Origin of the sequence: Exiguobacterium sp. s101 (assembly GCF_018617835.1) — a bacterium.
GTDB lineage: Bacteria > Bacillota > Bacilli > Exiguobacteriales > Exiguobacteriaceae > Exiguobacterium > Exiguobacterium marinum.
In genome coordinates this window covers 19,187-34,619 of the sequence record NZ_JACSKX010000017.1, presented here as the reverse complement: position 1 = coordinate 34,619, position 15,433 = coordinate 19,187, and the positions used below count along the sequence as shown (strand labels likewise).

Sequence of the window (15,433 nt, the reverse complement as noted above, 5' to 3'; positions counted from 1 at the left end):
GGGAGGTAGTCATATGAAAAAAAGGTATTGGTTTATTGGAATCGGGGTGGCCGTCATTGCCGCACTTATGACGAAAAAAGCTTTAGATGAACGTAGCTTATCTGCAGAAAACGCGTTAGAGTACACAAAACGTGCTTTCTCAGCTAAAGGTCATGTCCAAGGGGCATGGATTTCTGCATCACCTGAGATTTACACATATGATGGTCGTGAATACGACGTCTACAAAGGTGGAATTTCGGTTCTTGAGAACGACGAAGAAAAAACTTACGAGTTCACAGTCGACTCTGAGACTGGCGCTTTACTCGAATATGCATGACAAAAAAAACCGACGAATCATTCGTCGGTTTTTTGTTTAGTTCTAGTGAAAGAGTGGAAGATTGAAAATGGTAGTTTTCAATTTAAAAAAGGAGTGATCTCGCGTGAAAAAGCTAATCGGTGAAGCAAGTGAACTCGTAACACAAATGGTAGAAGGTATGGTCCATGCCCATCCTGAATTGTATGGTCGTGTCGACGATGTCAATGTCATCTGTCGGGCCAGTGGAGCTAAGTCTGGAAAAGTAGGACTCGTCTCTGGTGGCGGTAGTGGTCACGAGCCGGCACACGCCGGATATGTCGGGGACGGTATGCTCGATGCCGCAGTTTGCGGGGAAGTATTTACATCCCCCACTCCGGACATGGTACTCGAAGGAATCAAAGCGGCCGATGGCGGAAACGGCGTCCTGTTAATTGTGAAAAACTATTCGGGGGATGTAATGAACTTCGAACTTGCTGCGGAACTGGCCGAAGGGGACGGCATCAAAGTTGTCCACGTCGTTGTCGCGGATGATGTCGCCATTTCAAATAAAGAAGATCGTCGAGGCGTTGCCGGGACTGTCTTCGTTCATAAAATCGCGGGCGCTGCTGCGGCAAGCGGGAAATCACTCGAAGAAGTCAAAGCAATTGCTGAAAAAGTAGCCTCTCATGTTCGTTCGATGGGAATGGCTGTAGAACCTTGTTATATGCCAGTTAGCGCCAAGCCCGGTTTCGACTTGAACGAGGAAGAGATGGAGATTGGGATTGGAATTCACGGGGAGCGTGGTGTCGAACGTAAACCGACGAGCGATGTCGACCAAATCGTCGATGATTTACTCAGTCATTTGAAAAAAGAAGTCGAACCTGGCGAAGTCGCTGTCATGGTGAACGGGATGGGCGGAACTCCACTATCTGAGTTATACGTGACGTATCACTTCGTTGCAGAAAAACTTGAAGCCGCTGGATATACTTTGAAACGAAAATACGTCGGCAACTATATGACGTCACTTGAGATGCATGGTTTCTCGATTACATTATTACCGCTCGATGATGAGATGACGTCCTATTTAGATGCCCCATCTGCGGCACTTGGATTTAAAATTTGATGAATGGGGTGTTTGGTTTATGTTGACGATTGAACGGATGAAGCAGGCGTTACGCGACACACAAATTGGAATCGAAGAACAAAAAGACACGTTGACAGATTTAGACCGTGCTATCGGTGACGGCGATCATGGGATCAATATGTCTCGTGGGTTCGATGCTGTCTCTTCCATTCTAGACGAAGATTATGACTCTCTCGGAGCGATAAGTAAAAAAGTTGGTATGACGCTTATGTCGAAAGTAGGTGGCGCTGCCGGACCGCTGTATGGTTCCGCTTTTGTGAAGATGGCTACCAAGTTCGGAGATGCGACTGCAGCTGATTTCAACTTGCTCATAGAAGCACTCCAAGAAGGTTCGAATTCAATTAAAGCACGAGGAAAGTCTGAGGTCGGTCAAAAAACGATGGTTGATGTTTGGGATCCATTCCTTGAGCATGTAAAGCAAGGGAACGACTACAAACAGCAATTAGACGAACTCGTACAAAAAACAGAAGATATGGTGGCAACAAAAGGCAGAGCCTCATATTTTGGCGAAAACTCACGGGGGACGGTCGACCCTGGCGCCCTCTCAAGTTCAATCCTGTTAGCCGCCATCATGAAGGAGGTCGATTGACATCGTTGAACTGATTATCGTCTCACACAGCTCTAAAATTGCGGAAGGTATTCAAGATCTCATGAAGGAGATGGCGCCGGTTGTCCCTATTCATTTAGCCGGAGGTCTCGAAGACGGGGCAATCGGAACGGACGTCAATCGCATTTTGACAGCACTGAACGATGTCAAAGGAGAAGCACTTCTCCTCAGTGATATCGGCTCGGCTACGATGAATGCTGAACTCGCAATCGACATGTACGAAGGAGACAAAGAAGTCGCATTTTTCGACGGTCCGATTGTCGAGAGCGCCTTCATCGCATCCGTCTCCTCAGGAAACGACATGTCATTGTCTGACATCGTAGAACAATTGAAACAACAGTAAACATAAAAGCACCCCGTTCATGAGAACGGGGTGCTTTTATGTGTTAACGTGGGTTGTCATTCTTTTCATATACAGGATTCATATATGGACTAGTTGAATAGAAACGTGGTACGACCAAGAACAAAATAAGTGCTGGAATCGCAATCAATAGAAGCAATACCAATACTGGCAACCAGTAGACAATTTGTTGACCGAGCATGTCGATGTTCGTATCTGCGAATTCAGCTGCTCCTTCAACTTCTACGAGGTCTGCTGATGAAAGGATTTTGTTGTCTGTCGCATCAAAGTAATGATACTCCGTTTTACGAGTGATGAAGATGCCATCACGAATCGTATCGAGTTCTACAACAGCCGCAATCACTTCATTCCCATTTGAATGGCGAAGTGTCTCTTCTTTGATGATTTCAGCCGTTCCTTCTTTATAGTCGTAATGCGTCGCTTTCAAATCCTCTTCGAGTGCGTCCAAGAACGCTTCATTCGCTGAGGTATTCATTGGTGCGATTGTTAGAATGAAGATTACTGCAAACAGGCTTGCCCATGCTTTTTTCAACATCCCCATGTTCCCCCTTCTTTTATTCCAGTTTAGCGTCATTCTTATTGTACCAAGAAGAAAGAAAAAAGTGTGAAGAAAATACTATTAAAATAAGAAAAAAGCGTGTCAATTTTTCGGACGAAAGACGGCTTCCATACGATAGATAGGTTGACCGAGCGCACTGAAACGCTCTTCATACTCTGTTCGAATATTATCTTCTGGTTCACTCACGTGTAAATCAAGTGAAATATCTGTGAAGAACATTCCGTATTGGCTCATGCTTTGAAGCGAATATTCAAACAGTCCACGGTTGTCCGTCTTAAAATGAATCTCTCCTGCTTTCGGAAGAATCGCCTCATATGTCGCTAAAAACGTCTTATACGTTAAGCGACGTTTCGCATGGCGCGTTTTTGGCCATGGATCCGAGAAGTTTAAGTATACTCGATCGACTTCGCCCGCTTCAAAATAGTCGGTGAGATGCTTCGCATCGACCGTCAAAACTCTCACGTTCGGCATCGGTGATTCGACTAATTTTTGAACGATTGAGACGGCTACACTCTCAAATAATTCAATTGCGATGAAGTTCACATCCGGATGTTGGTTTGCCATCCCTAAAATGAATTGTCCTTTGCCTGAACCAACTTCAATAAAGAGAGGGTGGTCATTCCCGAACTCGGTTTCCCACTTTCCTTTCAACTGATCAGGGTGTTGAATAAATACGTGTTCTTGGGCTTCCATATATTCTTTTGCCCAAGGCTTATGTCTTAAACGCATGAAAATCCTACCTTTCGTTCATCAAATGTTCAAGTTTAATGGGGGGATGCACGTTTCGAACGAGCAGTCCTCTTGCGATTATACACGAAATCATAGTTTAATGAACGTGAATCATCCTTCACAAGGAGGTTATATAAGATGAGTACATTAGATCAATTCCTAATTTTTTACGCAGCTCCACTCACGTTTTTCGCTGGTGTCATCGCAACGTTCGTTTGGGCTTTCTTCATGAATCCAGACGACATTTAACACATTCAAAAAGGGGTGGCGCTCAGCCATCCCTTTTAGTTAATTCGCTCATACGCCTCGTCCATCAACTCACGTAACACATGAAAGCCTTCTGTTCGCGCAGAATCGTTCTCTTCCCCATAAATCGTCAAAATCGTTTGGGCGATCGCATACCAATGCATACGATTATGAAGCTTGTTCGAGACACATACTCCATAATGCGAAAACCAACGCTCCCATTCCGTTTCATCGACATAACTGTAGACAACCATCGCCAAATCAAACGCGCGGTCCGCGATGATGGCATCATCCCAATCTGTTAGGTAGAGAAGACCGCTCTCATCTTCAATCCAATTATTATGGTTTAAGTCGGAATGACACACGACGAACTCTTGCTCATCGACTTTTGGCAAATGGTGCTTTAACCATTGTACAGCCTCTCCAATCGTCGGGTCCGTCTCATCTTGTTCATATGCTTCACACTGACGGAGCAATAAGTGCGGCGTCACTGGTGTGTGATTTAATTGTTGTAACATGAATAATAGCTCTTTCGAATCATGAATCTTTCCGAGCTGTGCCGCGACATCTGGTCGCTTCATATCGTCTGGCGAAAGTTCACGACCTTCAATAAACTGTTGGGCACTTAACACATCCCCGTTAAACATTCGTTTTGTCCAAAGAAGTTTTGGAACAATTCCTTCTGCTGAAAGAATCGCCAAGAACGGAGAAGAATTCCGTTTCACAAAAATCTTCTGTTGGCGCGTCGTCGCTACATACGCTTCTCCGGTAATTCCTCCGGCTGAAGCGACTGTCCACTCTTTACCGAGCGCACCGACTATATCTGAATACATATTCATCACGCTCAAATCTTACTTGAAATTAAAGAGATACAATCAACATCTTAACATGCGAGAATCGTCATTGACAACGACTTGACTTGAATGTTTTCAGGGTTTCGTACGAGCGGGACGAGACTGGCCGTTTCACCTTGAACATAAACATTCCATTTCGCATCGCTCGTGAACGATAGATTTTCAAACGTCCCATTTACATATACCCGTACCCGTTGCCACGCATCATACGAATGACCGGCCGTCAATTCATAAATGATGACACCAGGCGGTGAAGGAAGAAAAGTAAAGTGATCGATTATTTCTTGACGCGAATCATAGCGGAAACACGTATGGAGTCGCCGCAGCTTCAGGAGCGTCTTCACATACTCGATTTCGTTGACTCGCGTATCACGTAAATCCCAATCAAAGTGATTGATATGGTCCGGTGAGTTATAGCTATTTTCTACACCTTGCTTCGTACGTCCGAATTCTTGACCAGCGTGAATAAACGGAATCCCTTGAGACGTGATGACCACCGCATTAGCCAAACGTTGCATGGCGAGGCGAGTCGCTTCATCGATTTCTTCGCATGACAATTTCAATTTATCAAAAATCGTGTAATTATCATGGGCTTCGGCATAGTTGATGGAGTATGTCGGGCTCGGAAAGCGTCCAACCGTCACGTTCGGAATATGGACGGCACCGGTGAGACATTCACGTAGCTCCCACTCCCTCCACTCATTTCCAGAAATAAATCCACGTTCCCGGTCATTGAAAGTCGAACCTTTCAGCGCATCTCGAATCATGTCATTAAAATGTCCAACTCGGGGCATCTGAGCAGCATTTTGTGATGTTGCCTTTAATGACTGACCGAGCGGTGTGGCCAAGTCCCATCCTTCTCCATAAACAAGGATGGATGGATCGATTTTATCGAGAGCTGCCCGCACTTGATTCATCGTCTCCACATCATGAATACCCATCAAGTCAAAGCGGAATCCATCGACTTGATACGTTGTCGCGAAATAGGTCACGAAGTCGACAATCATCCGTCGCATCATATAGCGTTCTGACGCCGTGTCATTCCCGACACCGGTCCCATTTGCAACTGTGCCATCATGCTCGTATCTAAAATAATAGTATGGTACGAGCGCTTCGAGTGGGGATTGTTCTCGAATATAAATATGATTCATCACGACGTCTGTAACGACTCGAAGACCAGCTTGATGCAAGTCAGAGACGAGTGTCGCATATTCGAACACACGACTCATCGGCACATCCGGTCTTGAGGCATAACTTCCTTCTAAACTGAACCAATGAATCGGGTCGTATCCCCAATTGTACGGCATACGCGTCGCTTCATCGACGCTTCCAAAATCATGGACGGGTAACAACTGGACATGGGTCACGCCAAGTTCTTTTAAATAGTCGAGTCCGGCACTATTCCCTTCTTTCGTCCGAACTCCTTTTTCAGATACCCCACCGTATAGTCCTTTCAATTGACTCATCGATGAAGGATGGCTTGTAAAATCCCGGATGTGCAGTTCATAGATGACGGCATCCGTTGCCTTCCATAAAGGGGGGCGCGCGGCTCGTTCGACCTGTTTATTGACAAATCGTGAGACATCTTGTAGTACGCCATACTCACCGTTCAAACTGACGGCTCGCGCATAAGGATCGACGACTTGCCTCGTATCGACCGGTGTTTTTACTTCTAAGCGATAAAACATACCTTGGAACGCTTGTGGTATTTCACCACTCCATTCCCCGCGTGCGCCGCGGTTCATGTGAAATCGCTCAATTTCTCTGTGATTCGTATCATCATGCACTGTAATCCACATGGATAAAGCAACCGGAGACCATACCGTCACTTCCATTCCGTGCGGCGTAAACGATACGCCGAGTGGACCATCATATGAGAAACGACGTTCGAATTCCTCTGATCGGACGATTTCTCGTGGTACGACAACCGTCGTCTTATGACCCGGATGGCAGACGGTGTACAACATTTCTAAAGAGATTGGTTCGTTTAAACGAAGGATTTGTTCGATTTTTCCGGATTCCGTCACAAACTGTTGCTCGACGAGATAGTCGATCGGGCGTCCATTCTGTTCGATTTGTACTGGAACGGATTCATATTCGCGCACAATCTCTAGTTGTATGGTCTCAAACGATACGAAAGACGCACTCTCGATGCTTACATGCGAGGCGGTCTTTTGATCTGGTGTATGATGCATATGCTTCCCTTCCTCTCAATCACTGATCCATAAATTGGCGAAACGGCATCTTGGCTGTCACCTCTAATAAGGTAGCGACATCCCGAATTTGCTGCGCTTTAACAATCGGCGCGCGCCCGTTCACTTGTTTCATCCATTCTGTATACTCATTCTGTCCCACATAATGTGTCGATCGAACGTTTGGAACGTTATCGAAGTACCCATCTGTCGCAACGACGACTTTGTGCAATACCCCCGCATAGTTCGGTAAAATCTGTCGAACAAGTTCTTCCGTTCTTGTTAATGCGATGAGCGGGTTCACTACACGAGTATTTTCCCCTTTCAACGGTTGATGAACCCATGTCTTCTCTTTTGATATGTGATAGATACTTCGGTCTCCTTCGAGCCATTCCACGACATAGAGATGCGTTGGGCCAACAATGATATGACTTAATTCTACGCTCGCACCGCTCCATTCGATGACTGGGCGATACAAGAAGAAGTGTCGTTCATTCCACTCGGAGCGCATCATCCGATAGGCAAAGTCTCGAGTAAATGCCAAATGCGGCAAATCAGCTTCGAGTACACCTTCACAGGCAAATTGAAGTTTTTGAATGTGTCGTCGTTTCCGTAACATCTTTTGATATTGTGATTCAGAGAGCGGTTTTGGCTCCAATTCGATTCGCTCTGTCTTCGCCCAAAACTTCCACCATGGTCGGTCGATTTCGAGCACTTCGACCGGGCTTAGGCGATTGTTCTCATGAAGGCGCTGTAGACGTGCCGTATCGGAGTCCACATACTCCAGATAGCGATTGTATTGGTCTAATACATCACGTTCATATTTTGAAATTACGTCAAAAACTTTAACCGGGATTGCCATATTTCCTCCTCTGGCCGTCTTAACGGAAATACTTCTATTGCCCGATAGGCAGGTGTATGATGCGGCTGTACTTCATACAGAATCACTTCTTCTACAGATTCAGTCACTTGAAAATCGGGTGACACGTAGGGAACGCGTTCCCCGGCATCCCATTTTTTTGCGAGCGTCACATGAGGGACAAACGCCTTTCGATCCAATCTTGGGATCACGTCGACAAGTTCTTTACGGAGTTCGTGCGCCAACCGCTGAAGGGGCTCCGAATCATCCGGCACGATTGTCAGAACGCGTGGACGATCGGGTCTACCGAAATGGTCGATGGAACGGAACGTCAACGTGAACGGTAGCGTATCTTCACAGATTCTACGTGTGATTTCTTTCACTTCATCCAGTTCTTCTCCGTCTACGTATCCTAAAAATTGAATCGTCATATGAAATTCGTCCGGTCGATAAATACGCCGATACGAATAATAAGGCAAAATAGCACGCTGTACATTAATTAGTTCGGTCGACTCAATGGGAATCGCAATAAAATAATGCGTACTCATTTTGATCATCCTTTCGTAGCGCGACGTGACATCCCAATCCAAATCAATGCCCCGAGTGCCGTAACGATCGTATACATCCAAAACACTCCTAAAATGTCATCGAGTTCAATAATTTTACCACTCAACATATTAAATCCTGCCGTGGCAAGTCCTGATGTCAATGCCATGTATACTCCGATTGCCGTCGAGGAAACTTGCCGGTCGACGAGCGTCCGAACGAACTGAAGCGCGACCGGAATTAAAAGCCCGACGACGAGACCTTGCGCGATGGCGAGGAGCCATACGACCCAAATCGGTGGTTCTAAAGCGAGTATCCCGTTCCGCACAGTCGAGATGATGGCTGCACCAACCAACACACTGACACTTCCGTAACGTTCCATAAGCTGAGAAGCCACTTTCATGAACGGGATCTCAAACAGCACCGCAACGAGGAATAATGTTCCGACTAACGTCGTCGAACCCCCACTACTTGTCACATACAGCCCAAAGTAATAGTTGTTCGCATAGATTGGTCCGAAAACGAGCATCCCACCAAGTAAGAAAAACACAAAATACTTGTTCCACACGGCCGTCCATGAGACGGGGGTCACGTCACGAACCGAGCGTTTCTCCGGAATCATTCGGACGAACACACTTCCGATGAGGAGAAGAATCGCACTTAAGACGAACGTACTAGCTAGTCCCCATGTCGTGTCAGAAATTCGACCCATAGCAAATACAGCGATAGCGAAACCGGCCGACCCATATAGACGAATTGCACCATAATCGACTTTTGAGCGCGTCGTATAATCGAGCGTCATCATGTCCACGAGTGGAATATGGGCACATTGGAACACCGACCAAATCACCATGAGCACGATAATCCAAACGTATGAGGTCGCAACTAAAAAGGTGAACGAAATAAGGGCGGCACTTACCATCGCGAGAATGAGCCAAGACCGAACCCGACCTGTACGATCGGTCAACATGCCCCAAAGCGGTTGTACCCCGATCGAGAGAATCGGTAAGATAGCGACGATGATTCCGACCTGACTCGGTGTCAGTCCAAATTTAGTTTGCGAAAAATACAAGGCCATGTAAGGGATTAACGCCCCTTGTGCGAAGAAAATCGCGACGTACACTGACTGAAACAATCTCTTTTGCGAATCCAATGATAACTTCCTTCCTAAAGGACAGAGAGCCGACTATACTTGCCAGCTCTCCTTGTTTCTTATTTAGCGAGCTCGTAGATTGCTTCAGCATAGATGGCTGCAGCACGTAATAAATCTTCTATCTCCATATATTCATCGACCTGATGTGCCACATCTTTAGCTCCTGGGAATAATGCTCCGAACGCGACCCCGGCTTCGAGTGAACGCGCGTACGTTCCGCCTCCGATTGCCATCAAATTCGCATGCTCACCCGTTTGACGCTCGTACACGCCTGCCAATGTCTTCACGAGTGGATGATCTTCTGCGACATGATGAGGTGGCATATGTTGTCGCGTCTTCAACTCGAACCCAAGGGACAAGGCGATTTCGCGAAGGTTTTGTAAACGTTCTTCAAATTTCGCCGTATATGGATAGCGAATGTTGACCGTTGCTGTGCGTTCTTCTTCACTGTAGCGGAACACGCCTCCGTTGATTGTCAAATCGCCCGTCTCATCGCTCGCTTCAATCCCGAGAGAAATGCCGCGCGAGTCTGCGAATACATGACGAACGAGTTCGATGTAGCGCTCCCCTTGAATGTCGAGCGGAAGGTGCAATAAAAATCCGGCAAGGACGTAAGCGGCATTGATCCCGTTATCCGGCTCCATCGCATGCGCTGCTTTCCCCTTCATCGTGAACGTATAGGTTCCACGGTCGGAGATACACGTCCCATCTGCTTCATACTTCGCTAAATAAGCTTCGAATTTCTCTTCAAGTACCTCGTCTGTCTTCAATTCAGCTTTCGCAAAGTCCGGGACCATATTCGGCCGCTCCCCACTTGAGAACGAAATAAGATGATATGCAGATTCTGATACGCGCTGAATCGGAAGTTGCGTCAATACGCCGTCATACAATCCTTTCTCCGCATTGATAATCGGGAAGTCAGCATCTGGTGCGAAACCGTACGTTGGCATCTGTTCTTGCTTGAAGTATTCACGAACGCAGCGCCACTCACTTTCCTCATCACAACCTGCAATTAAGCGGACTCGCTTAGAGAGCGGTAAACCGAGTTCTTTGACGATGCGTAAACCGTAATAAGCGGCCATCGATGGCCCTTTATCATCATTGCTTCCACGGGCAACAATTTTTCCGTCTGTGATCGTCGGATTGAATGCACCATACGTCCATCCTTCACCTGCAGGAACCACATCAAGATGACACAAGATCCCGACGATTTCCTCGCCATCTCCATACTCTAAATGTCCTGCGAAACCGCCGACATCCTTCGTTCTGAATCCGTCACGCTCACCCATATCAAACATGTAATCGAGTGCCTTTCGAACCTCTGGTCCAAACGGCATGTTCGGTGCGGCTTTCGATTCATCGAGCACACTAGGGATTTGTAATAATCCTTTTAAATCATCCAAAAATGCATCTTTACGATTGTCGACTTCTTGTCTCCAATTCATGTTCATCTCCCCTTTTGCGAATGTTCTCTCCCTTACTAGTATATCCAAATGTATGAAAGACGAACATTCATTTAGAAAAGTTTTTTTCGTTCGTGTTTAACCTTATTTTTAATCTAAAATAACATTCTTCATTCGACATTTACGTTCATAATCAAATATTTACAATCAAATTGTTCGTTCTTTCTACTTGCATTTTCCCACGAGAGCGGTATACTAAAGGTGTAATTTTAGAAAATAACAATTTTATATTTCATTTTGTCGTCTGTAGGTATGGTTTAACATTATTCTACACATTGGGAGGTTATCCAATGAAAGGCTCAACAGATCGGATGTTAACACGCATCAAGTCCATTTATTTGTTCATCAATGAAAGGGAATCCGTTACCACTTCAGAACTAGTAGAAGAGTTCGGCATCACGTCCCGTACGGTGCAACGTGATTTGAACGTGCTTGAGTACAATAACCTTGTGAAGAGTCCTAGCCGGGGCACGTGGACGTCGTCTAAACGTACACTCAAGACGGCAAATTGAAAAAGTATATGTAGATTCAAGAGACCTGGCATCCAGGTCTCTTTTTTATGAAAAAGAGAATCCGTCCCATCGGACAGATTCTCTCTCACCTCTTTAATTATTAATTATTGAAGAAACAATTGAACTTCTTCTTCCGTCAACTCACGATATGCCCCGAGTTCAAGCGATTCATCGAGTTCTAGCGCGCCGATTTGAACACGCTCCAATCGCTCGACATGTTTTCCGACCGCCGCGACCATTCGTTTCACTTGGTGATATTTCCCCTCAGACAATGTCAGACGAATGACAGAGCGACGTTCGCTCCGGCTCAGAATCTCGAGACGAGCCGGCTTTGTCGTATACCCATCCTCTAACTCAACGCCGTTCGCAAACGTCTTGATGTCCTCTGCCGTCATTTCTCCATCGACATCAGCGATATACACCTTGTCAACGTGCTTGCGAGGTGACATGAGCGCATGATTGAATGCACCATCGTTTGTGATGAGGAGAAGCCCTGTCGTATCTTTATCGAGCCGTCCGACCGGGAAGAGGTCATAATGGGCATACTCGGGATCAATCAAGTCGATGACTGTCGTCTCGACCCGATCTTCCGTCGCGCTGACGACTCCTTCCGACTTGTTCATTATGAAGTAGATATATGGACGATATTCGACCACTTCCCCAAGCACCGTGACTTTCTCAGATGTTGGGTCGACGTGCCGTTTGGCATCTTTCACAGGTGCATCATCCACTCTTACCGCACCTTGTTTCAATAGAATCTTTACATCTTTTCGTGAACCGTATCCCATGTTCGCTAACAACTTATCAATTCGCATTACTTTTTCCTCCGATATTCAAAGCGTTTCCCTAATAATTTTCCTGCAAGGTGGCTCCGCCAACCGAGGTAACCGTATACGAGAATCCCGATGGTCACTCCAACGACAGTCGCAAAGATGTCGTTCCCCCAACTCGCTTCTTCATTCAAGGTGATAAGAAGTGACAGATACACAGCCGCAAACATCGCCGCCCCCATCAAGAACATCAAGATGGTTCGTCGAAGCAATTGCTCATAAGGAAACTGGAGGGTCCGTTGAATCATCCATACCATGAGAACAATCGCAACGATGTACCCTAAAATTGTCGCATATCCCGCACCAATTCCACCGAGCCAGTAGACGAGCGGAACGTTCAACGCAAGTTTCGTCAAAAGACCCATCGATGTAGCAAAAATGGTGAAATATTGACGATTGATTCCCTGCAAAATCGCAGCCGCGACCGAATAATAGGCCAAGAAGAAAGCACTCGGTGCATAGTGGAACAAATACACCCATCCTTCACGGTCACCCGGGAACAACGTACCAAACAATGGCTCCGCAAGGGCAACGAGACCGATGACAGCAGGAATCGTTACGAAGAACGAGACTTGAAAAATGTGGTTCACTTGATTCCGCACCTTTTGCATGTCCCCTGTCGTGAATGAGCGGGTCACGAGTGGAATCGTCGCCATCGAGACACTCGCTGCAACAGATACAGGAATCAAGACAATTTTATGCGCGTTTCCGGTCAAGAATCCATAAGCCGACGTCGCTTCCGAAACCGTCGCCCCTGAGCTGAGTAACGTATTGACCATCGTCAGCTGATCAATCAATTGATAGAGAGGGGTCGATACCCCGACCATCACGATTGGAATGGAGTAGCTGAGCAATTCGAGCAACAACGACTTCATCGAACGGACGGGTGTGCCCGCCGGATTCTCTGTCTGGCGATGAATGTCTTTTCGCCGTTTCCAATACATGATGAGCACGGCAAAACTACCGATTGCACCGATGAACGCACTGAACGTCGCAATCGTGACCGCAATGACTTTTAATCCGTTCAGTTCAGTCGTTTCGACCGACTGCGTCCCACCGAGAGCATTGGCAATCGGACGAATGAATTCAGAGTCTGCAAAGACGAATAAGACGAGCATCGTTCCACTAAGTAGGAACAAGATGCGCACGATTTGTTCAACGACCTGTGAAATTGCCGTCGGCGCCATGTCTTGATGACCCTGGAAATAACCACGCACCATACTCATTGCCGGAATGAGCAGTAACGCAAAACTGACGCTTCGCGTCACGAGTGTGAGCGACTCAATGTACTGCTGATTGTTTTCTGAATTTCGAACCATCAGCTCGGATAACCATGGTGCCGCAAAAAAGAGTAATAAAAAAGCGACGACACCGGTCGCAAGCATCAGCTTCATTCCTTGACGGAACAATCGTTGACTTGTCCCGTACTCTCCTAACGCATTATATTTGGCGATAAATTTTGAAACAGCAACGGGAATACCTGCCGTCGATATCGAGATCATGATTGCGTAATACGTATATGCCGCTTGATATAACGTCACTCCGGCTATCCCGACCATCGCTTGGAACGGGAACGTGTACAACAGTCCTAGCATTCGGGAAGTCAAGTTTCCCGCCGATAAAAGAAGCGTTCCTTTGACGAAGGAGGCTCTTCCGGAATCTTGTTTGGCGCTTGATGACATGAGGCACCTCCATCTATAAAATCAACTATTCAAATGAGTTCGGTTTTACAAAACAACCGCTTCTCATTATACTCTTACTGTTACGGATAATAAAGTTACGATAATTTTACTAATCATATAGATGAAGAAATGAGGAGATTACCTATGAAAGATGTCATCGTCATCGGTGGAGGCCCAAGCGGTCTCATGGCAACGTATGCAGCGGCGAAAAGTGGTGCTTCGACCTTGTTGATCGATAAAGGATCCAAGCTCGGTCGAAAATTGGCCATATCAGGTGGAGGACGCTGTAACGTCACGAACCGAAAACCAATCGATGAATTGATTCAATTCATTCCAGGGAATGGTCGCTTTTTATATAGCGCCCTCGCCCAGTTCGACAATCAATCCATCATCGACCTGTTCACAGGATTCGGCATTCCGCTGAAAGAGGAAGACAATGGGCGCATGTTCCCTGTGACGGATAAAGCACAGGATGTCGTCAACACGTTACTTCGGGCGATTGAAGACCTCGGTGTCGAGATTCGAAAAAAAGCCGAAGTCAAAACACTGCATTTTAATGAAGAAAATGAGTTTTACGCTGTCGAATTGATGGATGGCGAGATGCTTGAAGCAAAAGCATGTGTCGTCGCGGTCGGCGGACAGTCCGTCCCACACACCGGTTCGACCGGGGACGGTTATCCATGGGCACAAAAGGCCGGTCATACAATCACCGAACTTTTCCCGACAGAGGTGCCAATAAAATTGAACGATTCGTTCATCGGAACGAAACAACTTCAAGGCTTATCGTTACGTGACGTCGCGTTGACGGTACACGGTAAAAAAGGGAAGGCCATCAAGACGCACCAGGGCGACATGATTTTTACCCATTTTGGAATTTCAGGTCCAATCGCTCTCCGTTGTAGCCAATACACGATCAAAGAACGAAAGCGTAGCAAAGAACAAGTCGTTCTCCTTTCAATTGACTTCTTCCCTGACACGTCACGAGATGAGCTCGTCCACGAGCTATGGAATCAAGTTCAGAACCAACCGAAGCGTGCCGTTAAAAACGTGTGGAAAGGCTACATCCCCGAGCGACTACTTGACTTGTTGCTAGAAGAGCTCACATTTGGCGAAGAAGACGCGAGTCAGTTGAAGAAGCAATCCGTCATCGACTTCGCATCGCGTTTGAAACTGTTCGAGATGCACGCCATCGGTACGCTTGACTTTGATAAGGCGTTTGTCACAGGTGGTGGCGTATCGGTCAAAGAAATTGCGCCACAGACGATGATGTCGAAGAAGGCACCGGGTCTCTTCTTCGCAGGAGAAGTACTCGACATCCATGGATATACGGGTGGCTACAATATCACGGCCGCTTTCACGACAGGTCATTGCGCCGGATCGCACGCAGCCGAACTGGCTACAGAGCGATAAGGGTATAAGTTC

General features: G+C 46.6%; 17 protein-coding genes. 7 read left to right on the top strand and 10 right to left on the bottom strand.

What is annotated here, in order from left to right:
- The first annotated feature begins 13 nt into the window (after positions 1 to 13).
- The 4 genes from KNO76_RS12605 (at position 14) to dhaM (ending at position 2,368) form a co-directional block, all read left to right on the top strand.
- Positions 14 to 316, top strand: coding sequence for a PepSY domain-containing protein (locus KNO76_RS12605; RefSeq protein ID WP_012726763.1), 303 nt, complete (start codon positions 14 to 16; stop codon positions 314 to 316).
- Positions 317 to 419: 103 nt separating this feature from the next.
- Positions 420 to 1,397 (top strand): dihydroxyacetone kinase subunit DhaK, encoded by a 978-nt coding sequence (gene dhaK / locus KNO76_RS12600; protein WP_214885776.1) that lies wholly within the window; start codon positions 420 to 422, stop codon positions 1,395 to 1,397.
- Positions 1,398 to 1,416: 19 nt separating this feature from the next.
- Positions 1,417 to 2,007, top strand: a complete 591-nt coding sequence (gene dhaL / locus KNO76_RS12595; RefSeq protein WP_214885775.1) for a dihydroxyacetone kinase subunit DhaL — start codon at positions 1,417 to 1,419, stop codon at positions 2,005 to 2,007.
- Positions 2,003 to 2,368: a dihydroxyacetone kinase phosphoryl donor subunit DhaM gene (gene dhaM, locus KNO76_RS12590; protein WP_353047887.1), complete on the top strand. Its 366-nt coding sequence runs from the start codon at positions 2,003 to 2,005 to the stop codon at positions 2,366 to 2,368. Before dhaL ends, dhaM begins: the two co-directional genes overlap by 5 nt.
- Positions 2,369 to 2,411: 43 nt before the next feature.
- Here dhaM and KNO76_RS12585 read toward each other — a convergent pair whose 3' ends face one another.
- Both KNO76_RS12585 and trmB read right to left on the bottom strand, forming a co-directional pair.
- Positions 2,412 to 2,921, bottom strand: coding sequence for a hypothetical protein (locus KNO76_RS12585; protein ID WP_251128004.1), 510 nt, complete (start codon positions 2,919 to 2,921; stop codon positions 2,412 to 2,414).
- A 105-nt stretch (positions 2,922 to 3,026) separates the two neighbouring features.
- The gene (trmB, locus tag KNO76_RS12580) at positions 3,027 to 3,674 is read right to left on the bottom strand and encodes a tRNA (guanosine(46)-N7)-methyltransferase TrmB (protein WP_214699245.1); all 648 of its coding nucleotides are present in this window, start codon (positions 3,672 to 3,674) and stop codon (positions 3,027 to 3,029) included.
- Between the two features lie 138 nt (positions 3,675 to 3,812).
- Between trmB and KNO76_RS14300 the strand changes: the two genes are divergently transcribed.
- A complete protein-coding gene (locus KNO76_RS14300) occupies positions 3,813 to 3,923 on the top strand; it encodes a cytochrome bd oxidase small subunit CydS (RefSeq protein WP_407636718.1) in 111 nt (36 codons plus the stop codon).
- 35 nt (positions 3,924 to 3,958) lie between these two features.
- Here KNO76_RS14300 and KNO76_RS12575 read toward each other — a convergent pair whose 3' ends face one another.
- The 6 genes from KNO76_RS12575 to pepV are packed head-to-tail and all read right to left on the bottom strand — an operon-like array spanning position 3,959 to position 10,969.
- The gene (locus KNO76_RS12575; RefSeq protein ID WP_235181831.1) at positions 3,959 to 4,759 is read right to left on the bottom strand and encodes a phosphotransferase family protein; all 801 of its coding nucleotides are present in this window, start codon (positions 4,757 to 4,759) and stop codon (positions 3,959 to 3,961) included.
- A 44-nt stretch (positions 4,760 to 4,803) separates the two neighbouring features.
- Positions 4,804 to 6,969, bottom strand: a complete 2,166-nt coding sequence (pulA, locus tag KNO76_RS12570) for a type I pullulanase (protein ID WP_214885773.1) — start codon at positions 6,967 to 6,969, stop codon at positions 4,804 to 4,806.
- Between the two features lie 19 nt (positions 6,970 to 6,988).
- A complete protein-coding gene (locus KNO76_RS12565; protein WP_214885772.1) occupies positions 6,989 to 7,828 on the bottom strand; it encodes an NERD domain-containing protein in 840 nt (279 codons plus the stop codon).
- Positions 7,798 to 8,373, bottom strand: coding sequence for an RNA 2',3'-cyclic phosphodiesterase (gene thpR / locus KNO76_RS12560; protein ID WP_214885770.1), 576 nt, complete (start codon positions 8,371 to 8,373; stop codon positions 7,798 to 7,800). The genes KNO76_RS12565 and thpR overlap by 31 nt, the downstream gene beginning before the upstream one ends.
- A 5-nt stretch (positions 8,374 to 8,378) precedes the next feature.
- Positions 8,379 to 9,524, bottom strand: a complete 1,146-nt coding sequence (locus KNO76_RS12555; RefSeq protein ID WP_214885768.1) for an MFS transporter — start codon at positions 9,522 to 9,524, stop codon at positions 8,379 to 8,381.
- Positions 9,525 to 9,583: 59 nt separating this feature from the next.
- Positions 9,584 to 10,969, bottom strand: a complete 1,386-nt coding sequence (pepV, locus tag KNO76_RS12550; protein WP_214885766.1) for a dipeptidase PepV — start codon at positions 10,967 to 10,969, stop codon at positions 9,584 to 9,586.
- A 308-nt stretch (positions 10,970 to 11,277) separates the two neighbouring features.
- On the opposite strand from pepV, the gene KNO76_RS12545 reads away from it, so the two are divergent.
- Complete coding sequence (locus KNO76_RS12545; protein ID WP_026825552.1) at positions 11,278 to 11,499, top strand: DeoR family transcriptional regulator; 222 nt, start codon at positions 11,278 to 11,280, stop codon at positions 11,497 to 11,499.
- Between the two features lie 104 nt (positions 11,500 to 11,603).
- On the opposite strand, the gene KNO76_RS12540 is transcribed toward KNO76_RS12545, so the two are convergent.
- Positions 11,604 to 12,314: a pseudouridine synthase gene (locus tag KNO76_RS12540; protein ID WP_214885764.1), complete on the bottom strand. Its 711-nt coding sequence runs from the start codon at positions 12,312 to 12,314 to the stop codon at positions 11,604 to 11,606.
- Positions 12,314 to 14,011, bottom strand: a complete 1,698-nt coding sequence (locus KNO76_RS12535; protein ID WP_214885762.1) for a putative polysaccharide biosynthesis protein — start codon at positions 14,009 to 14,011, stop codon at positions 12,314 to 12,316. The genes KNO76_RS12540 and KNO76_RS12535 overlap by 1 nt, the downstream gene beginning before the upstream one ends.
- Before the next feature lie 144 nt (positions 14,012 to 14,155).
- Here KNO76_RS12535 and KNO76_RS12530 point away from each other — a divergent pair, with 144 nt between their 5' ends.
- Positions 14,156 to 15,421 (top strand): BaiN/RdsA family NAD(P)/FAD-dependent oxidoreductase, encoded by a 1,266-nt coding sequence (locus KNO76_RS12530; protein WP_214885760.1) that lies wholly within the window; start codon positions 14,156 to 14,158, stop codon positions 15,419 to 15,421.
- Positions 15,422 to 15,433: the final 12 nt, after the last annotated feature.